The sequence below is a fragment of the Bacteroidetes Order II. bacterium genome (assembly GCA_016788705.1).
Taxonomy (GTDB): domain Bacteria; phylum Bacteroidota; class Rhodothermia; order Rhodothermales; family UBA2364; genus UBA2364.
Window position 1 is genome coordinate 1 of sequence record JAEUSQ010000063.1, and the last position, 22,779, is coordinate 22,779.

21 protein-coding genes are annotated in these 22,779 nt (G+C 48.0%); 10 read left to right on the plus strand and 11 right to left on the minus strand.

What is annotated here, in order from left to right; genetic code table 11:
• The 5 genes from JNN12_16275 to JNN12_16295 form a co-directional block, all read left to right on the plus strand.
• On the plus strand, positions 1-251 hold a 251-nt coding region (locus JNN12_16275; protein ID MBL7979895.1), incomplete at its 5' end, for a hypothetical protein.
• On the plus strand, positions 248-742 hold the full coding sequence (locus JNN12_16280; protein ID MBL7979896.1) for a hypothetical protein: 495 nt from the start codon (positions 248-250) through the stop codon (positions 740-742). The genes JNN12_16275 and JNN12_16280, both read left to right, overlap by 4 nt.
• A gap of 1 nt (position 743) precedes the next feature.
• Positions 744-1,175 (plus strand): hypothetical protein, encoded by a 432-nt coding sequence (locus tag JNN12_16285; GenBank protein MBL7979897.1) that lies wholly within the window; start codon positions 744-746, stop codon positions 1,173-1,175.
• A 71-nt stretch (positions 1,176-1,246) separates the two neighbouring features.
• Positions 1,247-2,557 (plus strand): PD40 domain-containing protein, encoded by a 1,311-nt coding sequence (locus JNN12_16290; GenBank protein ID MBL7979898.1) that lies wholly within the window; start codon positions 1,247-1,249, stop codon positions 2,555-2,557.
• A 143-nt stretch (positions 2,558-2,700) separates the two neighbouring features.
• Positions 2,701-3,702 carry a MoxR family ATPase gene (locus JNN12_16295; GenBank protein ID MBL7979899.1) on the plus strand — a complete coding sequence of 334 codons (1,002 nt, stop codon included), beginning with the start codon at positions 2,701-2,703 and terminating at the stop codon, positions 3,700-3,702.
• A 133-nt stretch (positions 3,703-3,835) separates the two neighbouring features.
• Here the strand turns inward: JNN12_16295 and JNN12_16300 are convergent, their stop codons facing one another.
• From JNN12_16300 to JNN12_16315, 4 genes are all read right to left on the minus strand, one after another.
• Positions 3,836-4,399: an AAA family ATPase gene (locus tag JNN12_16300; protein ID MBL7979900.1), complete on the minus strand. Its 564-nt coding sequence runs from the start codon at positions 4,397-4,399 to the stop codon at positions 3,836-3,838.
• A 45-nt stretch (positions 4,400-4,444) separates the two neighbouring features.
• Positions 4,445-6,100 carry a S41 family peptidase gene (locus JNN12_16305; GenBank protein ID MBL7979901.1) on the minus strand — a complete coding sequence of 552 codons (1,656 nt, stop codon included), beginning with the start codon at positions 6,098-6,100 and terminating at the stop codon, positions 4,445-4,447.
• 97 nt (positions 6,101-6,197) lie between these two features.
• Positions 6,198-6,965: a twin-arginine translocase subunit TatC gene (gene tatC, locus JNN12_16310; protein MBL7979902.1), complete on the minus strand. Its 768-nt coding sequence runs from the start codon at positions 6,963-6,965 to the stop codon at positions 6,198-6,200.
• 333 nt (positions 6,966-7,298) lie between these two features.
• On the minus strand, positions 7,299-7,634 hold the full coding sequence (locus JNN12_16315; protein MBL7979903.1) for an SCP2 sterol-binding domain-containing protein: 336 nt from the start codon (positions 7,632-7,634) through the stop codon (positions 7,299-7,301).
• Between the two features lie 310 nt (positions 7,635-7,944).
• Here JNN12_16315 and JNN12_16320 point away from each other — a divergent pair, with 310 nt between their 5' ends.
• On the plus strand, positions 7,945-9,933 hold the full coding sequence (locus JNN12_16320; GenBank protein ID MBL7979904.1) for a protein kinase: 1,989 nt from the start codon (positions 7,945-7,947) through the stop codon (positions 9,931-9,933).
• Positions 9,934-10,376: 443 nt separating this feature from the next.
• On the opposite strand, the gene JNN12_16325 is transcribed toward JNN12_16320, so the two are convergent.
• A complete protein-coding gene (locus JNN12_16325; GenBank protein ID MBL7979905.1) occupies positions 10,377-11,048 on the minus strand; it encodes a Fic family protein in 672 nt (223 codons plus the stop codon).
• A gap of 188 nt (positions 11,049-11,236) precedes the next feature.
• Here JNN12_16325 and JNN12_16330 point away from each other — a divergent pair, with 188 nt between their 5' ends.
• The 3 genes from JNN12_16330 to JNN12_16340 all read left to right on the plus strand — a co-directional run bounded on the left by JNN12_16330 (position 11,237) and on the right by JNN12_16340 (position 13,999).
• A complete protein-coding gene (locus JNN12_16330; GenBank protein MBL7979906.1) occupies positions 11,237-12,253 on the plus strand; it encodes a ketoacyl-ACP synthase III in 1,017 nt (338 codons plus the stop codon).
• Between the two features lie 241 nt (positions 12,254-12,494).
• Positions 12,495-12,755, plus strand: coding sequence for a hypothetical protein (locus JNN12_16335; protein MBL7979907.1), 261 nt, complete (start codon positions 12,495-12,497; stop codon positions 12,753-12,755).
• 224 nt (positions 12,756-12,979) lie between these two features.
• A complete protein-coding gene (locus tag JNN12_16340; GenBank protein ID MBL7979908.1) occupies positions 12,980-13,999 on the plus strand; it encodes a dipeptide epimerase in 1,020 nt (339 codons plus the stop codon).
• A gap of 22 nt (positions 14,000-14,021) precedes the next feature.
• Here JNN12_16340 and JNN12_16345 read toward each other — a convergent pair whose 3' ends face one another.
• The 6 genes from JNN12_16345 to JNN12_16370 all read right to left on the minus strand — a co-directional run bounded on the left by JNN12_16345 (position 14,022) and on the right by JNN12_16370 (position 19,554).
• A complete protein-coding gene (locus JNN12_16345; protein MBL7979909.1) occupies positions 14,022-14,759 on the minus strand; it encodes a polyprenol monophosphomannose synthase in 738 nt (245 codons plus the stop codon).
• A gap of 311 nt (positions 14,760-15,070) precedes the next feature.
• Complete coding sequence (locus tag JNN12_16350; protein ID MBL7979910.1) at positions 15,071-16,213, minus strand: hypothetical protein; 1,143 nt, start codon at positions 16,211-16,213, stop codon at positions 15,071-15,073.
• 123 nt (positions 16,214-16,336) lie between these two features.
• Positions 16,337-17,086 carry a hypothetical protein gene (locus JNN12_16355; GenBank protein ID MBL7979911.1) on the minus strand — a complete coding sequence of 250 codons (750 nt, stop codon included), beginning with the start codon at positions 17,084-17,086 and terminating at the stop codon, positions 16,337-16,339.
• A gap of 47 nt (positions 17,087-17,133) precedes the next feature.
• Complete coding sequence (locus JNN12_16360; GenBank protein MBL7979912.1) at positions 17,134-17,904, minus strand: hypothetical protein; 771 nt, start codon at positions 17,902-17,904, stop codon at positions 17,134-17,136.
• Between the two features lie 59 nt (positions 17,905-17,963).
• Positions 17,964-18,566: a sigma-70 family RNA polymerase sigma factor gene (locus JNN12_16365; GenBank protein MBL7979913.1), complete on the minus strand. Its 603-nt coding sequence runs from the start codon at positions 18,564-18,566 to the stop codon at positions 17,964-17,966.
• A gap of 280 nt (positions 18,567-18,846) precedes the next feature.
• Positions 18,847-19,554, minus strand: a complete 708-nt coding sequence (locus JNN12_16370; protein MBL7979914.1) for a TIGR02206 family membrane protein — start codon at positions 19,552-19,554, stop codon at positions 18,847-18,849.
• A 209-nt stretch (positions 19,555-19,763) separates the two neighbouring features.
• Between JNN12_16370 and JNN12_16375 the strand changes: the two genes are divergently transcribed.
• Positions 19,764-22,715: a TonB-dependent receptor gene (locus JNN12_16375; protein ID MBL7979915.1), complete on the plus strand. Its 2,952-nt coding sequence runs from the start codon at positions 19,764-19,766 to the stop codon at positions 22,713-22,715.
• Positions 22,716-22,779: the final 64 nt, after the last annotated feature.

Below are 22,779 nucleotides of genomic sequence, written 5' to 3' on the forward strand. Positions count from 1 at the left end.
GCCAAACCCAGATTAATGCATGGGTTCGGCGTTACAAAGAAGGTTACGAAACGGAAGGTCTTCAGGTTTTGCATAACAAGGCGGGTCAGGGCCGGAAGCCCAAATTAGACGTGGTTTTAGACGAAGCGGTGGTCCGCCGCAAGGTTACGGAAAATCGGCAGCGGCTTTCTAAAGCCAAAAAACTTTTGGAGGCGGATTTGAACCGAATATTCAGGCTCAAAACATATTTAGAAAAAGTATTTTTGATATGAAAAAACATTCTTTAGGCTTAATAGCCATATGCCTTGTCGTTATGTTTCAGACGGCATGGAGTCAATCTAAAATCAGCGCCATCGAGGCACGGTTGTTTTATAACGAAGAAAAGGAGATGGACGCGGCCAAAGTTGCTGGTGGTTTCTCCGAGAACGTGATCGGCAATCCTGACATTTCGCTCTGGAACACCATCATCGGCGAAGGATATGCAGAGGGCTACTCGCACCAAACCGTTGTGGTGGTGACGGTCTCGGCCAAAGGTGCCTCAAACCAAAATCAGGTATTGCAGTTTACCGCCCGTGCAGGTAATAAGGTACTAAAGACCGAGAAACGCACTTTTTCAGTAATTGGTCAGGATGCTGTATATAAGTTGTTGTTTTTATTGAATGATACGGGGTGCGAAGAAATTAGTATTTCTGCGTCATTGGTCAAAGCAGGGAAAAGTATCTCTTCGATGACCAAAAAAATTCCATTTGCCTGCGGTGAATAAAATGCCTGACATTAACTACTACCATACGTTTATTAAAGCCGCCCCCGATTGTCCGGTTACGACAGCGCAAGAACCTGTGACACGTAATGGAAAACCCACCATTGCCAGTATTCAGTTTGAAATGATCGCAACATCCCCTTACGTTTATACCCAAGAAGACATCTTGTTTGAGACACACCTTCGGCATAAAGGGTCGGCAGAGGGCCTTTCGGAGCAGGAGAAGGCCGAGTTGCGAGAAGTGTTTTTTAGCAAACCGATGGCTTGTTTACGGGCCTCCCCATTGCCCAAGCAATTTGGCTGGGGGATTCATTTCGACGAGGCTGGGCGAACAGCCTTGGTAGCTATTGAGGATGAGCAATACCAAAAATTCACCGAAAGGCCGCCCGAAGGCCTTGCCTGTCTGAACGCAATGCGCAATAAACGGGGTGGCTAGGCCAACGGTTGTAACCATTTGGCACACGGGCGATCTTGTTACCGTATCGTTCCATTAGAACCCTCAACGTTATGCAAAAGACCCTTTCGATAACCACTTGGTGGTTGGGGATGCTGCTTTGCATCCAATGTTTGCCTGCGCAATCCGTCGTATCCGATGAAGAAGCCATTCGGATGGTGTGGGAGCAATACCGACTGGCATGGTTGAAAAATGATCCGGCAGGCGTTATGGCACCTTTCGAGGAAGAGGCGCGCATCTCGCCAGATGGCCTTGTACCCATAAAGGGCTTCGCCGATATTCAGGCATATTGGTTCCCCCAAGACGGTTCCGAGACCCACATTCATGGTTTTGATCTTGACGTAATCTCGGTTAAGGTAGAGCAAAATATGGCTTTTACCACGCAAAAAACACGCTTAGACTGGACGTATTTGAAGGATGGAAACACGGTCGCTCGGATACAGTCTGGATGGGCATCTGCGGTTTTACGGCGACAAAGCAATGGAACTTGGAAGATTTGGCGGTTACAATGGACGAACTATGCGGTGTTTCTGGGTGCTGTGCCTGAATTACTGGCGCCTGCCATCAATAGCCCCGACCCGGAATTTGCAAGCGCACTCTCTCCAGATGGCCGCTGGCTCTTTTTTAACCGAACCTCTCCAGACCGTAGTCGTTTTTATTGGCTAACTTCCGAAAAAAACAATACAGGATGGGGCGAAGCACGTCTTTTCCCACACAACGACACCACCTTTATGGACATAGATCCCATTTTCTCGCCCGATGGCCGTGCCGTCATTTTTTCGTCTAATCGGCCGATGAAAGGAAACGAGAAAAAAGACTTTGACCTCTGGCAATCTACATTGCGAAATGGGCAATGGAGTCCTCCTAAACCTGTATCGTCCGTTCTGAATAGCAAAGACGACGAGATTTATTCTACCCTGACCCGCGACGGTGTCCTCTATTTTTCGAGGTTTGTGGGCAATAAAGCCCAGATTTACCGATCGGTTTTCCGAAATGGACGTTATCAGCCGCCAGAGGGAGTCACCATTCCCGGTACGGAAGCCGTCTCTATCATCAATCCTGCCATTTCCCCCGATGGAACGTGGTTGGTCTTTGCTTCGGGTGGCTTAACAGGAAAAGGCAGTGGAGATCTGTATGCAACCAAGCAAATCGGGCCAAATCGCTGGTCGTCATTTGTCAATCTTTCGCGTATCAACTCCACGTATGCCGATTTTGCGCCCTCTTTCTCGCCCGATGGAAAAACACTGTTTTTTACGTCCGAAAGGCCGGGTCTGGTGAAAGATTTTCCAAAAGATAAACGACGGCCCGGAGACTTGTACCAAATTTCCTTTAGTGCATTACTTCCGGACCTTGGCCAAGAGTAAGGGCGCTTACAAAGACTTCGCTGGAGACAGTTCCCTCTGTGCGCATTGGAAATGCAAATTTTGGACGGCACTTGCATTGTTGCGTGGGGACATGGGCTATATTGCGCCTTTTCGGGTCACCTTGTTCATCCAAACACTTTACCATGACACCCGCAGACCTCCAGCAATTTTTACACAACCTTATTGACCAAGACCTCCATCTGAGTGTCATGATTTGGGGTGCTCCTGGCATCGGAAAGTCTAGTATTGTAGCACAAGTTGCGGAAGTGCATCAACTTCCCCTAATAGATGTCCGCCTTAGCCAATTGGCTCCGACTGACTTGCGCGGTCTCCCTGTTGCCGAAAACGGCGTTTCGCGGTGGTACCCACCAGAATTCCTGCCACGCGATGGAGCTGGTATCTTGTTCTTGGACGAATTAAATTTGGCGCCGCCCATTATGCAGGGTATGGCACAACAATTGATTTTGGATAGGAAAGTAGGGAGCTACGAGGTTCCGGAGGACTGGTTTATTTGGGCTGCCGGCAACCGAAAAGAAGACCGCGCCGCCATTTTTGATATGCCCACCCCGCTGGCTAATCGGTTTTTGCACATCGAGGTGCGGGTAGATTTTGAATCTTTCAAGCGGTTTGCATTTTCTGGCGGAATCCATGAGCAGGTTTTGGCCTTTTTAGCCTTCCGTACGGAATTACTTCACAAAATGGATACCGTGCGTCCGGCGTGGCCCTCACCGCGTTCATGGGAGATGGCCAGCCGTTTGCACCAAGCCGGATTGTCCGTGATCCCTGCTGTTGGAGAAGCCGCCGGAGCCGAGTTTACCGCTTTTGTACGCCTCTACGAAACCTTGCCGGATATTGATGCCATTATTCGAGGCAATGGTCAAGAATGGGTGTTTCCGACGGAGGCTTCCGCTCGATATGCGACGGTGATTGGCTTGGTGGTTCGGGCTAAAAATGCCGAACAGGGCTATCATGCATTTTCCTGGTTGGCAGAACAGGCTGGAGCAGAATGGCTGCAACTCTTTGCTACCGATCTGATCCGGGCATTCCGGCAGCGGGAGTTGTTAGGAGAATTGGCTCAATTGGTGCAAAAAGACGTGCGGCTACAACAAGCCATGCGTGCTTATATAGGGCTCGTGGGGCGCTAAACAGCATACGAAAACGGCTCAAAAACGATGTGCCCCAAGATTCTTTAAGGTGTAATGCAATAAAATGGTGAAAGACGAGCACTAAACCATATACGTTCATTAGGCAGCCTCGGCGCATGTCCAAACGTTCTTGTTAAGACAATCCAAAATGCGTAATGATTTGTGTTGCGACTTCCTCTGGGCTTAGGTGGGTATTATTGATTTTAAGATAGTTCGGTCGTGTAAACTCGTTCTCATAAGAGTTAAATCGGTATGTGGCTTCGTGCTCAAGCAGGATTTTTTCGGAGGCTTCTGTATCTCGCTTCGTTGGTTTGTGTAGGAGTCTTTCTTCGGTCTTATTGCGCCACAGTCTTTCGGAAAGAGTTGCCTCAAGCTCTACGTACATAATGTCGGCATCTACGGCTTGAAAAACCTGTACAATTTCATCTACATAGGTCTCTTCAGAATCCAAGCCAAATGCCCAAACAAATGTAAAAATCAAGCCTTTCAGGTCGCTCTTGGCAACACTTTCAAAAATTGACCAGCGGAACAGACGGACCAAACGGTTATGCGCCTCGGTGCCAAAATCAAAAAAGGGGACCACAAGTTCGATGGTCATGTGGTTATGGAACAGTTTGAGTCCCGTTCTTTTCTCCAATGCTTTACCAACGGTCATTTTTCCTACCGCTGGTGGACCAAACAGGATAATGAGTTGCATAACAACGGGACAAATAAACTTTGTGTGTGATAAAAAGCCAATTTCTCAGCTTTTTTGCCCAAGAATCTGCATATAGCGTTTGTTATCACGGATCACCTTTTCGGCCTCTGATAGGAACGGATCGTTTATCATCTGGGCTTTAATTTGCGCCACAGGGCCGTAGTATCGCGCAAGAATTGCCGACCGGAGCAATAGTTTTAGGCGCGGCGCATTTCGGGAAAAGTCGTCATTCTTCTCCCGGTTAATTTGGTTGAGCAGAGACTGGGCTTGTGCATTTGAACGTGTGTAACCCGCCTTTGTTAGCTCGGCTTGAAGTTTTTCGAGAGATTTTTCCGATTTGGTCTTATAGGAGAAGTTTTGGCTGTTTAGCCATTGCCGGAACTCATTTAACAAGCCATCGGTCACATCAAAATTGGTTGCAATGGTGGGCCGATTGGCTGCAAATTGGTTGGCAAAGAACAAAAAGGCGGATCGCCGTTGTAGTGCCTGCTCCAACTCGGTGGTGGTTCCCATTTTTACGGCCAAATCAGGGTCTATTCCCTTTCCATCCTTTACTGTTCTTCCAGCTTTGGTTTTAAAAGACTTACGCAAAGAATCTGGTACAGCTACAGGTGCGCCATCTTCGTCCACATCCGAGTAATTCAGCGCTTGAATACACCGCCCGCTGGGTGTATAATACTTGGCAGTGGTGAACTTCATCGAGGTATTATATACCAATGGTTTGACAGCCTGAACCAGCCCTTTTCCAAAGGAAGTTTCTCCGATAATGACGCCACGGTCTAAATCTTGGATCGCACCAGAAACCACCTCGCTGGCAGAGGCACTGGCCCGATCCAGCAGAATGGTCAGCGGTGTATCCGGCAAAACTGGCTGTACGGCACTCTTCACCAACTGCTCCGAAGTGGCCAGTCGGCCTTTGGTAGAAACAATAGCAGAACCTTCCGGAACAAAGAGGGAGGTAATCATAATGGCTTGGTCTAACAATCCTCCCGGATTACCGCGTAGGTCTAATACCAATCCTTTTAATTTATGGGTGTTTTTTAGGCTAAGTACGGCCTCTTTAACTTCGCGGGCGCAGTCGCGACCAAATTGTGCAAGTTTGATGTATCCAATGCCGCGGGTGGTATCGTCTGCCACAAAACCGGCATGGGTTACGTTCTTTAGTTCCAATTTCTTACGGAGAAGGGAGAAATTAAGCAATTCGGTTTCTCCTTGGCGTTCGATTTTAAGGGTGAGTGCCGAGCCTGGTTCGCCATTAAGCAACGAAGCGATTTCTCGGATGGTTTGCCCCGTAGTGGGTTTTCCATTGATTTGTATAATGGCATCTCCCACTCGAATGCCTTGCTCGGCGGCACTGTATCCTTCCAAGAGTTCCACCACTGTCACTTTTCCTTCTCGCATCCCAATGGCTGCACCTACTGTACCAAGGCCGCCCCGCATCTGCATTTCGGCATCTTCGTTGTCGGCCTCATCAAAAAAGACTGTGTATGGGTCCAGCGAACGCATCATTTCATTCACCCCTTTGCGCAACAATTTTTCGGGGTCCACTGGATCCACATAACCAGTTGCCAACTCTTCGTAAATCTTTCCGAAGATCGTGAAATTTTTCTTGAGTTGGAAAAACAAATCGTCATTCCGGAAACCCACAAACAACAACGCACATATGGGAATGAGTACCAACCAGACACGTAGGTATTTCATGAGCAAAACAGGATTAGGTTATGGATGTACAAAAGACGTCATCCGGATCATAAACGTAACAAATACCTTGCCTAAGGTATTGTATTGTCAGAAAAAATTAGGCAAGGGCTTTTCGAGTAGCCTCTTCTTCTTTTTTGTTTACGTAAGCCGAAATTTGGATAGACAATTCGTAGAGAAGCATCAGCGGAATGGCTACGATGATCTGCGAAATCATATCGGTGGAGGGTGTAATCAGTGCTGCCAAGATCAAAATGACCACCAATGCCATCCGTCGTTGTCGTTTTAGCAAATCGGGCGTAACAATCCTAAGTTTGGAAAGTGCATATACCACCACTGGTAGCTCAAACAACATCCCCGTTCCCATAATCGAAGCAAAAAGCATGTCGAAATAGGCCGAGATGTCAAATTGGTTGGTAATGGTTTCCGAGATAGAAAAACGGGCAAAAAACTGAAGCGACATGGGCATAAGAACCGAATACCCAAAAGCAACACCCAGAATGAAAAAGAAGGTGACAAACCAAGCCACAAACCGCATTCCCGATTTTTCGTGTGGATATAAACCCGGCTCAATGAACCGCCAGAATTGGTAGATCACGACGGGCAACCCCAGCGTAAGCCCCGCAATAAAAATGGTCCCCCAATATGCAAAAAATTGCCCTGTGATGGTGCGATTTTGTAAATCTATGGATGGAATCGTTAAACCCAGCCATTGATAAACGAAAAAATCTGATCGTGCAGGACCTAATAGCAACTGGTGCATCACAAACTCAGAGAAAATCCCACATACCACCATGCCGGCCAAAATGCCCAGCCCACCTTTGATGACATGCCAACGTAATTCTTCCAGATGATCCAAAAAGCCCATTTCTGGCCCACCTTCCACATGCGATACGTCAACAGGTGCTGGCAGACCATCGCCCTGTGTAGGCTTAAGTTGGTTCTTGGAACGAGAGAGAAGCCGGAGCATATTTAAGTCGGTATATGAGCAAAACAAAACGGAGACCCCAGCAGGTGGTGCTGGAACTTACGTATTCTTGAAGCACAAAAAAACGCCTTCAAAGGGGCTTGGTTCCTTTTCCAGCGATTGTTCACGCGATTACTAGGGCAGAGGCAGCCAATCAGGGGGGATGACACAACAAAAAAACCTTACTCTCATCCGATGAAGAGGGCGTGGACTGTTGTGGATTGTATAAGGCGTCTATGCCAAGCCAAACATGCCAGCAAATTTCATCGCCATCGGCATGGAACCCGAAAACTGTAGCTTACGCTGCATAATCATGGCCATCGGATTGGCCTCGCGGTTCACTAATTTTAGCCAGTCCTCCGAAGAACAGGTCATGGTCAGTTCCGGGGATTCGTGCGTACCCTCGTTGAGAACTACCGTCTGGTTCTTGATGTCTAACCACCAGTCCCCACCGTCGTCTCCCGTGTAGTGAATCTGAATAACGGACTCAACGCCTTCCGCTTTATCGGGCCGGAAACTTTTGGGCATGGAAGCCACTACGTCCCGAATGTTTTCAAATTTACGTGCCATGTGATTTATAAAGTTAATTAACAGTGTTAAGATGTAAAATACTAAATCCATTCCGTAAAGAAAAGGCTTTCTGACGCTTTGCGTTAAAAAAAATCTCTCAAAAGACCTTCATCCATTTATAGAAATGGTATTCTTTTAAGAAACCCCATAGATTGTGCATAAGATAGAGCGTAGTTTAGGACATCTGGCGCCTGCCGCAACTTTCGGAGGGACTTATTCGTTCATCAAAGCATTGAGAGCGCCTTCGTTTTTTGCATCCGAGCGTTTTTATTTTGCACAACGTATCGCGTTTTATTAAATGTCGTCTGTTATGGATAAACAGCAAATTTTTCAAGAACCTGCTGCCCGCTATCCGGCTGCATTGCCGCTTAAAACCCTGCTGAACGGCAAATATACCGTGGGTTTGGTCTTGGGGGTTGGTGGTTTTAGTATCACCTATTTGGCTTGGGACGAGGTTTTGCACATCCCTGTGGCCATTAAAGAGTTTCTACCAGCGGGCATGACCGTTCGCGATGCGGATCAACTAACCCTTCATCCAAACCGACCGGAAGAATTCCAGTTTGGCTTAGACCGCTTCCTCAACGAAGCCCGAACCTTGGCACAATTAACGCATTATAATATTGTTCGGGTTCGCGATTTTTTTGAATCAAACGGTACGGCTTATTTCATCATGGACTACTATGAAGGGCAAACCCTTGAAGAGTTTATGGTGGCGCGTGGCGGGCGGCTGCCCGAAGAATTGGTAGCCAATCTATTTATTCCACTTTTGGATGGCCTTCGCGAGGCACATCGGAAAGGCATCCTACATCGAGACATTAAACCGGCCAATATTTATCTGGCCAAATTGGATACGGGCAACGTTAGGCCCATCCTCTTAGACTTCGGGGCGGCCCGATTTGCCATTGGGGAGCGGAGCAAGAATATTTCGATGATTGTTACGCCCGGTTATGCCCCCTACGAGCAATACCAAAGCAAAGGAAATTTGGGACCATGGACAGATGTGTATGGGGCTGCCGCAACCATGTATCATGCCACAACAGGCATACAGCCTCCGCCAGCCACCGATCGGATGTTGCGCGACGAGTTGCAACTACCCGAACGTATGGGACTTACGGCCCGTTTTTCTAACATTCTATCAAAAGGTCTGTCCATCCATCCACAAGAGCGTTTTCCGGATGCAGCCGTGTTTCAGGATGCGTTATTGGGAGAGCCTATCATGCTCACAGGGCAGGCCAGTCTTGTTGGGATGCAGAATCCCCCACAACCCATTACCCCTGCTGCTTTTCCGGGCATGGATGATCCTAACGCCACAAGAAGGGTTTCCACTCCCGCTACACAGTCCATTGGTGCTACCCGTCCGGTGGCAGCGGCTCCAGTGGGTGCTACCCGCCCCGTACGTCCGGCAGAGTCAGCCACAGTACCCAATCGAGTGTTGCAGGCGGAGCCAGAGCCAAAAGGATTCCGGTGGTGGATTCCTGTCCTCATGTTTTTGGTTTTTGGTGGCATGGCCTATGTTGCTTATGAATACGTTCTCCCCAACATTGTGGCTACCCCCGAAAAACTTTATGAGGAATACAAAAAAGACGGTGATACCTTTTTGGCGAACAAGGACTATACCAATGCACTCAGAAGTTTTGAAGCAGCACTGGAAAAACAAGATACACCCTATGTTCGCGATCGCATCAAGATGCTAAGTACCTATCAAACAGCCTTGAGTGAGGGGGATGCGCAAAGCGGTGAATCTTGGTTCGCCAAAGCCATCGAGTCCTATGAAAAAGCACAGCAAACCATTCCCGACTCGCCCGAGGTGGCCCAACGGCTACAAAAGGCCCGTCAAGGGCTTAATGTCATGACACAACGAGCCCGCACCTTTGCCGAGCAATACCTGAATGTGCTGAATGGCGGAGATTCGTCTGAAATCTATAATTTATACGATGATACCGTGGATTATTTGGGGCGTGGAACTCTTAAACGCGAAGACATCAAAACCGCTTTGGCTGAAGATATGAACCAATATACCAATGCGTCTTATGAAATTGTCTCTCCCATAGAGGTAGAAGCCTCCACCGGACTCAACCGCTACAAAGTCTTGTTTGATCTGGCCTTTTCGGGGGATAATGTAACCGATGGGGTCCGTCGTAGTTTTCGGCAAAAGAAACGTTTTACCCTCAACTGGCGTGGAGATCGCTTTGTTGTAACCTACGAACGTGGAAGTATGTTGGAGCAACAAGAAGATTCATTGTCAGATGAGGAAACTCCTCCAGAAAACAACGCACCCGGTAAAATTTTCGATTTCTAAAATTAGGCGCCCAAAGGCTAAGCCAGATTTTCTGTTACAGAGTGGAACCAATGCCGGGCTTGTATGGTAAAAAACGTCCCCTAAAGGGATAACCAATTTTTCCAACTCATTGCTTGCACGGCTTCCCTCGTCATCCCAATGGCGGGGGAAAGTCGTTTATAGAGCAGGGCACTTCAACCTTTCGTGATCTTTGATCCTCAAAAATGCCCATCCATCTACACAAAATCCCCATTCATCTAAAACGATTTTGGTACGAAATTGGAAATGTAGTATTTTCGTGACACCTCATCTGCTCACAAACCTGATAATACTCATTGGTATGCAGCACAAAGGAGATACTGGGCGATTTATCGCCTGTTTAAGACCGTAGAATGATCATGACAGCCCTTGAAAAATACCCCTGTTTGCAGGAAAGCGAATTTTTAATATCCCTGATCAGCCAGTCAGTTTACACCAACATGGCCTTGGAAACGCAAGACGTCCCCCGTTCTCAAATCATCCCTATGGTCTCCTCTTTGGTAGAATCCGCACTCAAGGAGATAGAGGTCTTCGCGGATTAAGTGCTTAAGTGGCTCCGTATCCCCTTCATCGGCTGCACGCATGGCCGCAATATACAATGGTCGGTTAGTGCCTCGGCGATGACCCAATAAAACAGGTGCATACCCTTTTTTGAGGGCCACTAAATTGGTGATAAGCCGCGACATTCTTCCATTACCATTCATAAAGGGATGGATATAGATAAATTGATAATGGGCATAGGCGAGTGTTTCCACCAAATCGGCCTCCGTTCGGATGATGCCAATCTTAAAGTTCAGATTGTCTAAAAACTGATACAAAAGATGAAGGACATTTTTGGAGGCGGGAGGCGTAATATTCCCGAAAACCACTTGCACTTTTCGCCACTGACCAGCCCACTCGTAGAGGTGACCAAAGGCCATCTTGTGCAGTTTTAAGAGCAGCGAGATATTGATTTGTTCGTCCAGATCGTGTGCGGTAAACAGATAAACTTCTGCTTTTGCAATCCCCTTCGCTTCTTCAGCATTGATAGCCGTTAGATCTGTAATGCCCAACAGGTTGTGATCTGGCCCTGATCGGTAGATTGTTTCATCTTCCATAGGCGGTTGCGTTTGGGTGAACCATAATATACGATTCCATTTTTCAGAAAAACCCTTTCAAGTATAAAAAAAGATACAAGGAACGGTTTTTTTAACCATTTTTGGGATGGATCTTTTGTATGTTATATCGCACTCAGGTACACCTGTTCTAAATATCTTATTTACTCGATTCCCGAAACACCAACTTCATGCGCTACGGAAAAATTATAGGCTGGGGCAAATATGTGCCGGAAAAAGTAATGAACAATGCAGATTTTGCTACATTTATAGACACCAGCGACGAGTGGATTGTCCAACGGACGGGGATTCGTAGGCGCCATGTGGCTGCAGAAACCGACCAGTGCTCTACGATGGCCACCGAAGCCGGAAAGCGTGCATTGGCGCAAGCAGGACTGGCCCCTAGCGATTTAGACCTGATTATTGTGGCGACTTCTTCGCCGGATTACCTGACGCCGCCCGTTTCCAGCCAGGTTCAGGCCCAACTCGGAGCACATCATGTGGGGGCCTTTACCATGTCGGTTGCGTGTCCGGGCTTTGTGTATTCGCTCATCACTGCAAATCAGTTTATTGCTTCTGGCGCCCTGCGCAATATCTTGGTAATTGGCGTGGAACTGATCACCCGAATGTTGGACTGGGAAGACCGGAATACAGCGGTTTTGTTTGGCGATGGAGCCGGTGCAGTGGTTCTGCAAGCTACCGACGAGGTATGTGGTGTGCGTTCTTTTGTGATGGGATCTGATGGTGAAGGGTATGAACACATTATCCACCCTTCAGGCGGAACCGCTTGTCCGCCTACGGCTGAACGGTTGGCCAACCGTGAGGGGTATATCAAAATGAATGGTAGAGAGGTGTTCAAGTTTGCCAGTCGGAAAATGCCCGAAGCCGTTACAGAAGCGGTTCATAAAGCAGGACTAAACTTAAACGATTTGGACCTTTTAATTCCACATCAAGCAAATGCACGTATCATTGAGGCCGCCGCTCATATGGCAAATCTGCCTCCGGAAAAGGTATTCATGAATGTACACGAATACGGCAACACTTCTGCTGCCTCTGTTCCCATTGCTTTTTGCGAAGCCATCGAGGCCGGAAGAGTACACCGAGGGGATGTCTTATGTATGGTGGCTTTCGGTGCAGGACTCACATGGGCTTCGGCAGTGGTACAAATGGGGAAAGACGTGCCCGGACTTCCAGAACGCGACGCCTGAAACCCACAGGAGATACCATAAAGTTGCTCTAAAAGGGCAGGTTGAGTGGGATAAAATCATCGCTAAGGTGCCAAACTACACCACAAAGCTTTATTCGCTTACATCTATACTTTTTGTCTTATGATCTGCTTTGAAGATCCGAATGCGTTATCTTGGCTATACAGCAATCTGCTACTCCCGACAATTGTTGTCGGAGAATAAAAAAATCACCTTCACGCGCATCACTTAATTACCAATCATCATGAACTGGAGCCTCGACAAAACAGGCGCAAGATTCGATGTTGTCTTGCATGCCACTGAACAAATGAAGTTCGACAATTTTCAAAACGCCGTAAACTGGGGAAGCCATCCTAAAGATGCCGCTACCGGATTTGATTACGACTTTAAATGTCTTTACGACGATGTGTATCAAATTCGTCTGAGCCAGAAAAACCGCGCCACTTTCCGAGTGGACGAAAAACGGAAGCTATGCGTTATCCTACAAGTGGGTGGCCATACCTAAGGATTGAAATGCGTTTTACTCCCACCTCACACGTTGTAGGGTGGGAGTTTTTTCTGGCCAAAAATACCCGTTGCTTGCGCCTAATCAATAGAGTTGGGCCAAGAAAGGCGTGCCGAACCTCCTTTTGTCCTTTTGGATACGCATCTGAATGCCTTATTTTCTTATTCACACCAGTGTAAGATGTGCCGTTGCTGGCGTTGCCAGAAAATCAATCCAAATAAACCATGATTTCCTTTCAATACGAGCCATTAGTGCTCCAATTCCGTCATCCCTTCGGTATTTCGCGTTGGACACGTACCGAGACCACCAGTATCATTGTACGCATCCTACACGACGGTATCGAGGGCATCGGCGAAGGATCGCCCAATGCACGCTATAGCGAAACATACAACTCGGCCAGTCACTTCCTTAGTCGCTTAGACCTTTCTGGCTTTGCTTCCCCTGCCGAGATTCCTGCCATCATGGCCTATGTAGATGCCTTGGCGCCGGGAGAATGGTCGGCAAAAGCAGCGTTAGACGCCGCTTTACATGACTGGTGGGCCAAATCAATGGGCCTTCCGCTCTATAAAGCATGGGGTATTGCCGAACAAAACCGATTGATAACCTCGTTTACCATTGGAATAGACACGACCGAGGTAATGGTCCGTAAAACGCAGGAGGCCGCTCCATATGGCATTCTTAAAGTGAAGGTAGGAACCGATCGGGACCAAGAAACCATTGCCGCAATCCGTAGTGTGACGGATAAACCCATACGTGTAGATGCGAACGAGGGTTGGAAAACCAAAGAGGAAGCCTTGGAACGAATCGAATGGCTGGCTTCGGAAGGGGTTGAATTTGTTGAACAACCCATGCCAGCAGCCCAATTGGCGGAGATGTCTTGGTTGAAGGCACGGTCGCCATTGCCTCTGATTGCCGATGAAAATTGTGGTCGATTGCACGATGTGGATGCCCTGCAAGATGCTTTTCATGGGATGAATATCAAAATAGATAAATCCGGCGGATTGCTTGAGGGGCGAAAAATGGCCTTGCGTGCACGAGAATTGGGACTTTCGGTGATGATCGGTTGTATGTCTTCGGCATCGGTGGCCATCTCTGCTGCGGCACATTTAGCACTCATGGCCGATTATGCCGACTTAGACGGACATCTTTTGGTAGGCAACGATCCCTACGAAGGCATTCAGGTGGAAGAAGGGCGTTTGGTGCTGCCAGATTGGCCCGGTCTTGGGGTGCGGCTTCGTGTCTGAATATTGGTGTTGCCACGCTCAATCAGAGCTTACCAATCATGGCCCTGATGCGCAATTCCCAAACCTTCAGGGCGGCTTCACGCATGATGGCCTTGCTCATTTTTGAAAGACCCTCGCTCCGTTCCGTGAATATAACGGGAACCTCTTTGATGCGGTATCCAGCCTTCCACGTACGGTAGTGCATCTCGATTTGGAACGAGTAACCATTAGACTTTACCCGTTCCAAGTTAATATTTTCCAAAACTTTACGTGAAAAACACTTAAAACCAGCCGTGGCATCTTTGATGGGCATACGTGTGATGATGCGCGTGTAAATACTGGCTCCATACGATATAATGAGACGAATCAGGGGCCAGTTGATAATCCGAATACCACCAATGTACCGCGAGCCTATGGCAAGATCACATTGATCCGTCCAGACAGCCTCCACCAAACGCGACAAATCTGATGGATTGTGGGAAAAATCGGCATCCATCTCACAGATACAATCGAATTGGCGTTCCAAAGCAAACTGGAACCCCGCACGATATGCCGTTCCGAGACCTTGTTTTCCTGTGCGTTCTAACAAAAAAATACGTTCCGAATACTCTTTTTGGAGCGCCTTAACCAGATCAGCCGTCCCGTCGGGGGATCCATCATCTACCACCAAAACGAAAAAGCCCTCAGGTAGGTGCAAAACCTGAAGCAAAAGGGCCTCTATATTGCGGGCTTCATTATAGGTTGGAATGATTACTAAAGGCTGCAAGGCGGAAGCAGGCATGAATTAACAGGGCCAATAAAAATACGTTCAAAAATATATTTTTTCAAAATAATTCAGTGTTCAAAGATGAATTCGGTTTATCATGCTGGAACTGCGGTCCGTTAGCCAAGGACAGAATAAGGCCTTACAGCATTAGCTTGCCTAATCTTATAATAAATATCTAAAAATGTTCAATAATATTATACCAATATATATAATATTGTGTTTTAGCACCCGTCAAAAGGTATGTTGGTGGCTTTGGTCACCATTAAAAAAAGCCAATGTCTTAAAAACATTGGCTTTTTTCCTTTTTATCCCATTATAGGCAAGAATCACCACGAAAGTGGATCGTTGCCGCGCAGTAATTCCTGCTTACGGCGTTCAATCATTTCCCGTTTGGCGCGTTCGCGGGTACGGAGTTGATCCCGTTGTGCATTTAATTCTTCTTCGAGGCGAGCCACTTTTTTGCGACGTGCTTCGATTTTTTTGTCGAAGATTTCGTTCAGTTTGGCCTCCAGTTCACGCTCTAAGCCAGCCTTTTCGCTGTTTTTTGCATTTTTGATTTGACGCGACAAATCGCGGGCTTCACGCTCCATACGGGCTAGTTCGGCAAATTCGCTTCCTCTCAACTCCTCGATGTTTACCCGTACATCTTCCATCACATCGCCAAGTGGACTTTCGCGTAGGAAAAGTTCGCTTTTGGGCATGGCCATTCTGAATTGACGGAAGGGTTCACTACTGTCCCAACGGAACGTCCGGAAACGTGGCATTTCCTCTATTTCTTCTTCCTTGCCGTCGGCAGATTTACGTTTCCAACGATATACATGGTTACCAGCTTCATCTTCTTCTGGCATTACAAAAACCCTACCTTGTCCATCGGCATCAATGGTCACTTCCACCTCATTTTCTTCCGTTGTCTTGGCACCTTCTTTGGGGCGCGCTGTAACGGTTACGCGACGCTCCGTTAACCCATCGGTGGTTGTGTCTTCCACTTTAAACTGGCTGTAGAGTTCTTTGTCTTCGGCGCTTGCTTCTTCAATGGGTTTACCATTCAACATGATTTGGCCGTCCTTATCAATAATCTCGATAACGCGCTCTTCACCATTTTGCATGGTTCGGATAACGCTTCGCGACTCCCTCCGTTCTTTTGGCAAGGCGCTGTTTTTAGGATGTGCTGTTACGGTAACACGACGTTCGGTTGTGTCATCTCCGGTTGCATCCTGAACCTTATACTCGTTGTACAATTCTTTGTCCTCGGCACTGGCTTCCTCAAGGGGCTTGCCATTGAGCCAAACCTTGCCCTCTTTTACCACAACCTCAACTTTTCGCTCTTCACCATTTTCCACAATGCGGATAACACTTTTGGATTCTTTACGTTCTTTGGGTGCAGGTTTTTGCGCAGTAACGGGTAAGGCCAAGAAGCCGCTGGCAATCAGCGCAACGCCTAAGAAACGTTTAAGGAATGGGTTAGACATGGGGTTTATACCTCCTGTTTTTTTGGTGTAAAATTGGGTGGATATAACGGGTGTAACACATTCTCCGTGGCCATAAAGTACCTCGGTGAACGCGGAAAAGGGTGGTAAAACGTGAATTAGGGCCTATTGGCCTTGTAATAATTCTTCTAGTCGTTGCTGAATGATGCGCTCACGGGCCATTTCTTTGTCGCGCAGCCGCGAGCGAAGCAAGATCAATTGGTTGTTTAGCTGCTGAATTTCGTCGCGTTGGTTTTCTAATCGTAGATCAAAGATATTGCCCAGTGTTTTGCGCAATTCATTCATCATCTGCGACCGTTGTTCACTTTCGGCAGAAAGCCGAATTTTGACTGCCAATCGTTGGGATTGTAGTTCCAGCCATTGCTCCCGTTGAAAGCGCTGATACAAATCTGGTGATTCATTCCGCAGGAAATATAATTGTTTCGTACTCTCCAACGGGGTCATCATAGAGTGTAATTGTCCAAACTGTTCGGTTTGCTGATCCAAAAAAGAACCGAATTCTGCTTCGTTTTTGAACTGACGTGTCATGGCCAGCAAACTCCCGCCTTCCACGGTAAACATTTTATTGTTGATTTGAATAACCGGTGCAACACCCACCGAGAACATATACTCCACATCCAATCCACGTAAATCCAACTCGGTAGGCAATTGCGAACCCGTAAGTTGTTTCCCATTCAGATACGCTTTTCCTTCGCGAATCACAAATGTTTGCATTTGAACGGGGCTTACCTGCGAAGCAGGCTGTCGGGTTGTCCGCGAGGAGGCAGGTTGTGGGTTTTGGGCCAGTACAAGTACGGGAAACCACATCAACAAACAAACTGGTACGAGACGGTGAGACTTTAGAAAACGTTTCATAGGGTTTAGAACCGTATAAAAGGAGGTTTATGCAATAGTGTTTAAAATTAACGCGGATTTATATTCCGATTTTGTGTGGCATTGTTTCGGGTCAACTCTATTGGCACGGGCGAATTACCCCACTCATCTTCCACCCGTGCTTCCAAGTGTTCCACCCGTTGCGAGATGGTGCTAAAAACGGGGCGTTCGTCCCAAGAAAATACACGTTCCGATGCAGGCGGTTCGTAAATCTCCAATTGTTGCCCATCCAAACCAGCCATTGTGTTCTCCGACGACCAGAAAGTACGGAGGGAGAAAAAGCCTCCAATGGCCACCAATACCACACTCGCTGCCACTACCCAGCGGGCCACAGGTTTTTGTAGGAGATGTCTTCCTATATATAAAAGCCGTGGGCGGGGTTGGCTGGCGTTTGCGGCCTTCAGAATGGCTTGGATCACCTCCGGATTGGGTTGTGGTCGTGTACGGGGTTGTTCCAAAAATGCTTTGGCCGTCAAGAGCATGTCATATTCTTTACGGTGGGCCTCGTCCTTTAGAATTTCGTCTGCTGGACGATGGCTCTGATTGTAAAGCAAGGCTATGACAGGTAGGGCTGACTCCTCAGAAAGGCCAGACGTATTTTGCGTAGCGGTCTTGGCGTGCGTCATTAGATTTACCAGAACCGTCTGATCTGGGCCAGACTGGGGCGGTAAACGGTCTAATACTGATTTGACCATTAACAAGGTATCTAACTCCGGGCGCAAGGCAGGGTCTTCTGTCAACGGTTCAGCAGGATCCGTTTCGCCGTAAAGGCGCTGTATCAATTGTAACCGTTTGTCCATAGTGGTTGTGGTGAGATTTGGGTGCGTGGTGTCCATCTGGAGGATTATGATTGCCACATTTATTCGTGTAGGTCCACCAATTCTGGTTTACCCATTCGTTTCATGATTTTTTGTAGGTTCAACAATGCGTACCGCATCCGTCCTAATGCCGTATTGATGGAGCAATCGGTTAAGGCCGCAATTTCCTTAAAGCTCAGTCCGGTTTCATGACGCATAAGCAAGACCTCGCGCTGTTCGGGCGGCAGCTGGGCAATGCAGGCTTCTAACCATTCGCGTTGTTCCTGATTGAGCATGAGTTCCACTGCATTGGGCGCGTCGTCCGAAAGGCGGTCCCAAAAATTGTTCTCATCATCATCGGGGTCTGCTACGTCTTTCCACTTTTTGCGGGTACGCAGATAATCAAGGGTGGTGTTACGGGCAATCCGAATAACCCAATAGATAAAGCGGCCTTGTTGTTGATACGACCCACGACGCTCCTGCAACGCGGAAATGACGCGCAGGAAGGTGTCTTGGAATAAGTCGTTGGCGATGTTTACATCCTTTACCATGCCCATCAGATAGCTAAAAACGCGTTCCTGATGACGACTGAGGAGTAAACCGAAGGCCCGCTCGTCTCCTTTTTCAAGGTATGCGGCTACCAATTCTTCATCCGACCAAGTCATGTGCTACGATGTTCTTAGGGGTTGGTCGTGGATGCAGTTTCCTGCATTTTATGATGGAACGCAGGATCATGTGGGCTTATTGTGTGGGTATAGAAATTTTATTTAGCGAATTCACGTTTTATAAATCCATCAAAGGTTTGGGTTGTAGGAAGAGCGACAAGGCACAGTACATTGGGATTTGGGATAGCCAACACGAGGACAGACAAGGTGTATGAGACCTCATGATAATTTTCAGCAAGGGTTTGTCATGTTTTTTTATCGTCAAAGCAACCGCCTTGCTCTAACGAAAAATGAGGTAGAAGACTCCGAAATGCAAAAACATGACCACCGCAAAGGCGATAAGGTACCACGGCCATTGTCCGATGATAAATGGATTTTTGGCTGTTGGTGGACGACAAAGGAACATATAATTGCACTGGTGCCGCCAATTGATCAGCCCGACCACAATGCCACAAATAAAAAGCCATCCTCCTGCTTCTAACCACGACCACGGGCGGAGTTCCATTCCTCGTGCATAGGTAAGGAACATTGGGCCCAGTATAAGTCCTGTATGCGAGACATAAAACTCTATCAAGAAAAAAAACTGAGTGCCTTGTGTAAATTGTGGCGTCAGTAGTGCATGTAAGGCTCCGGTCATGCCCCAGTACAAAGCAATTTCGTGTATCAACTGGTTTTCCGAAACCAAGGCCCATCCTGTAAAAAAGGCTGTGATGTCGCACAATTGGAGCGGTAGTCCGTAGCGCCAATCCCACTGTTTCTTAAGCGCATGTACGATCGGCGGTAAGACGGCCCAAACCAAAATCCACCATCCCAATAACTGTCCGGCAAACCGCGTTTGTTCGGGCGGAACCTGCATCAGCATGAGTAAACTGATGCCCGTAATCGCGAGGGTGAGTCCAGACGTGCGCCACCAAAATCCACTAAATATTTTGGCTGTGGCTTCTTGCATCTCGTCGTCTCCCTGACGGAGGGTAATGTCTTCGTTCATATTTTTCGGGGATACAGCATCAAGTAGGAACCGAAATTTACGATCAAATCATACAAAAATTATCGGATTAAACGGGAGGGAAAAGATTTGTTTTCCCTGTTCAAGGGATTCTTGGGAGAATACAATAGAAAAATGAATGTGGTAATAAATTTTGGCACTGTATTTTCTCACAAAATATGGGAAACCTTTTCCTTACAGCTACCTCGACCATGAGACGAACTTTCTTTTTACTTTTGGTATTTTGGGGAGTATTTATCGCGCTCCCGCTTGCCATACAAGCACAAGGATTGCGCATAGTTGGTGCGGTATATGATGCCTCTACGGGTCTTCCGCTCAAGGCGCGTGTTTTTTTACAACCCGGTGGGCAAAGTATCTATACGGATGAACGTGGAAACTATACTTTTTCGCGGATACGTGCCGGAAACTATACCCTCAGTGTCAACCTCCCGAGCTACGATCCGGCGAGTAAGACGGTCACGGTCAAAACTGCAGACATTCTGGTGGATATTGGCCTTCGCCCCATTGGAAAGGTCAGTCTGTCCGATGTACCCATGAAGCCACGGGAGACAGCCAATCCGGATATTCGTCTGGTACCAAGACCGTCAATGCCTCCTCCCTCGCCGCCTATGCAACCCACAACACCAGATGCTGATCCGGTCTATGCCATACCCTCCCCCTCATTTGTCTATTTTAGCGTAGCCCAGCGGTTACAAGCGTCTTGCCCCGATTTGTGGGTGATGCCCTCGTCTGGTAGCCAGAGCAGTGGACTTTTTATGGCGTTCCGGAATGGTGGTGGCCTGACGGCGACGGCGCCACCACTTGTTTTTATTGATGGCATACGGTTGGAAAACGAAGAGTATCGCTTTCTGGAACTGGGTGGAGAACGGGTCTCGGCACTTACTGACTTAAAGACTGAAGACATCGAAGAAGTTACTTGTCTTGCTGGCCCGGCTGCATCTGCCCGTTTGGGTGTGTCTGCGGGTGCAGGGGCCATTCTCTTAACAACACGATCCGGTAAATCAGGTGAAACCCGTGCCAGCTATCACACCGATTTAGGGCAACATCGTTTGGCTTCACCTTTTGACTTCTCCACCGCATCGAACCCGGATGTTGCGAATACAGGACTAAGAAATGGGTCTATTGTACGCCACAATCTGCGTTTTGAAGGGGGGCGTGACGAAACACAATATTTTGCAAGCGGCTATGTGGGCCGCTCGGATGGTGCTATGCTTAACGATGGCTTGCGCGAACGCGGCGCTCGTTTACATCTGGTTACCCAGCCTTTTCCTACCTTACGCCTTACTGCCATGCTTGCCCATGGTCAGGCCGAGACCGGATCTCCGCAAGGCGGTGCCAGTGTCTATGGCTATTTGCTTAATACCACTGGAACCAATGCGCCCTATGGTCTTGCGGACAGCAGCCTTATACGACGGTTCACGACATTGCATGAACAACGACGCACCTTGGCACATATAAATGTTCAATTAGAGCCTATTCCCCATGTATTCATTCGTGGTAAAATGGGTTATGAAGGTACCGATTTGCAAGGCGAGCAAAACCGTCCACCCAATGCAAGAGTAGGCATTGGTCTGGTGCGAAGAGCTGTCATCAGCCGAAAATCGGCGGCCTTTACCTATGAAGCCTCCTTACGCCATGTTTACGACAAACCAGGGGTCTTTTCTCTTTCAACAGAAGCTGGAATTCGTGCATTTGATGTTAATGCCTATCATTTATTGATCACCAAAGATGGGTTCACAGAGGGTGATCCCACCAATGTAGGGACAGGTCGTGATGTGATTGCAAACGAGGAAGCACGTACTGGACAACGTGAAATGGGTATTTTTATACAAGAAGACGTGACGTGGCGAAGTGGAATGCGGCTCCGGCTGGGGCTTGCCTACGATGATGCCGACCGAATTGGGAAAGAGGTGAAATGGGTCGTGTTTCCCTATGCCCGTTTGACTTATCCACTAAACCTTTCTTTCTTACCCAAAAGCCAAAGTTCTATTTATCTGTCCTATGGCGAAGCAGGAAATCTGCCCAATGCCTTAGATGCCAGAGGAACTTTTTGGGTGAGTGTGCCAGGTGGGTTCGGTAACGGGTGGGTGGTTTCTTCTGTCGGAAATGATGTTCTTAAACCGGAGCGTATGCGAGAGCTGGAACTCGGATTTATAAACAAATGGCTGGATAAATTGGATTTTTATGCCTTGATCTATCGCCAGCACATAACCGACGGGGTGGTCTATGCCTTGCCTGTACCCTCTTCTGGATTGGGAAATGTTTTATTGCCTCAGAATGGGGGTGCCTCGGTGGGGTATGGTGTTGTTGCACGAGTGACCAGTGCCTTATTCCGGTCTTCTGAAGCCGGAATAAGGCTTACCATGGGCCTTCATGGGCAACGAAACCGCGTAGAAACCCTCGGCAACACGCCGGATATATATGATGCCAACAAGCTCAATGTTATCAAGCCCGGATTGGCACGGCTGTCATTTTATGCACCAGTTGTGGTGGCCGCAGCATTTGACCCACTCACCCAAAAGTATCTTCATCCGGTTACTACTGCACCAGGCACGACCTATAATGGGAAAACGGTGGATGCAAACGGGAATGCTTTTCTGGGAAATGCACAACCTGCATGGACAAGCGTGCTCGAACTAAACGCGCAATGGCGAAATTGGCAGATGGGAGCCACGGTCGAAGGAGCACAGGGCGTCTCGGTTTATAATGGCTCCCGACACTTCCGAATCAGTGAAAACGGTGACCAAGCCATAAATATAGCACGGGCGCAAATCGGATTGGCGGTGCGTAATGATGTTACACCGCTGCTGCCCGGTACAGAAACCTATAACCAAGCAGCACTCCGTGTTGCCCAAGCGGACCCCAACTTTGCCGGAAACTTCGTAGAACGGGCCGATTATATACGGCTTTCGGCAGTGCAATTACGTTATAACCACACCCGCCTTCACGCCAAACGTGGTGAAGGACACCTGAAACGTCTCACGCTGGGCTTACAGGTCACCCATTTAGGGCTGTTCTCTCGCTATAGTGGCGCTGATCCAACGGTTCGCACCTTTGGTGCCCGAACCTATTCCTGGGGACAAGAACGCTTTACCATCCCACAAAACCGTCGTATTTTATTCTCGGTTGGTTTGGGACTTTAGCCATATTCCCGTTTCCTTCATCAAGAATCGTACAACCAGTTGGAACGTTCTGCCTCTTTGATAC

Excerpts from the sequence above, each read along its gene's own strand:
- JNN12_16280 (MBL7979896.1), top strand. The coding sequence starts at position 248 with ATGAAAAAACATTCTTTAGGCTTAATAGCCATATGCCTTGTCGTTATG.
- JNN12_16285 (MBL7979897.1), top strand. The coding sequence starts at position 744 with ATGCCTGACATTAACTACTACCATACGTTTATTAAAGCCGCCCCCGAT.
- JNN12_16290 (MBL7979898.1), top strand. The coding sequence starts at position 1,247 with ATGCAAAAGACCCTTTCGATAACCACTTGGTGGTTGGGGATGCTGCTT.
- JNN12_16295 (MBL7979899.1), top strand. The coding sequence starts at position 2,701 with ATGACACCCGCAGACCTCCAGCAATTTTTACACAACCTTATTGACCAA.
- JNN12_16300 (MBL7979900.1), bottom strand. The coding sequence starts at position 4,399 with ATGCAACTCATTATCCTGTTTGGTCCACCAGCGGTAGGAAAAATGACC.
- JNN12_16305 (MBL7979901.1), bottom strand. The coding sequence starts at position 6,100 with ATGAAATACCTACGTGTCTGGTTGGTACTCATTCCCATATGTGCGTTG.
- tatC (MBL7979902.1), bottom strand. The coding sequence starts at position 6,965 with ATGGGCTTTTTGGATCATCTGGAAGAATTACGTTGGCATGTCATCAAA.
- JNN12_16315 (MBL7979903.1), bottom strand. The coding sequence starts at position 7,634 with ATGGCACGTAAATTTGAAAACATTCGGGACGTAGTGGCTTCCATGCCC.
- JNN12_16320 (MBL7979904.1), top strand. The coding sequence starts at position 7,945 with ATGGATAAACAGCAAATTTTTCAAGAACCTGCTGCCCGCTATCCGGCT.
- JNN12_16325 (MBL7979905.1), bottom strand. The coding sequence starts at position 11,048 with ATGGAAGATGAAACAATCTACCGATCAGGGCCAGATCACAACCTGTTG.
- JNN12_16330 (MBL7979906.1), top strand. The coding sequence starts at position 11,237 with ATGCGCTACGGAAAAATTATAGGCTGGGGCAAATATGTGCCGGAAAAA.
- JNN12_16335 (MBL7979907.1), top strand. The coding sequence starts at position 12,495 with ATGAACTGGAGCCTCGACAAAACAGGCGCAAGATTCGATGTTGTCTTG.
- JNN12_16340 (MBL7979908.1), top strand. The coding sequence starts at position 12,980 with ATGATTTCCTTTCAATACGAGCCATTAGTGCTCCAATTCCGTCATCCC.
- JNN12_16345 (MBL7979909.1), bottom strand. The coding sequence starts at position 14,759 with ATGCCTGCTTCCGCCTTGCAGCCTTTAGTAATCATTCCAACCTATAAT.
- JNN12_16350 (MBL7979910.1), bottom strand. The coding sequence starts at position 16,213 with ATGTCTAACCCATTCCTTAAACGTTTCTTAGGCGTTGCGCTGATTGCC.
- JNN12_16355 (MBL7979911.1), bottom strand. The coding sequence starts at position 17,086 with ATGAAACGTTTTCTAAAGTCTCACCGTCTCGTACCAGTTTGTTTGTTG.
- JNN12_16360 (MBL7979912.1), bottom strand. The coding sequence starts at position 17,904 with ATGGACAAACGGTTACAATTGATACAGCGCCTTTACGGCGAAACGGAT.
- JNN12_16365 (MBL7979913.1), bottom strand. The coding sequence starts at position 18,566 with ATGACTTGGTCGGATGAAGAATTGGTAGCCGCATACCTTGAAAAAGGA.
- JNN12_16370 (MBL7979914.1), bottom strand. The coding sequence starts at position 19,554 with ATGAACGAAGACATTACCCTCCGTCAGGGAGACGACGAGATGCAAGAA.
- JNN12_16375 (MBL7979915.1), top strand. The coding sequence starts at position 19,764 with ATGAGACGAACTTTCTTTTTACTTTTGGTATTTTGGGGAGTATTTATC.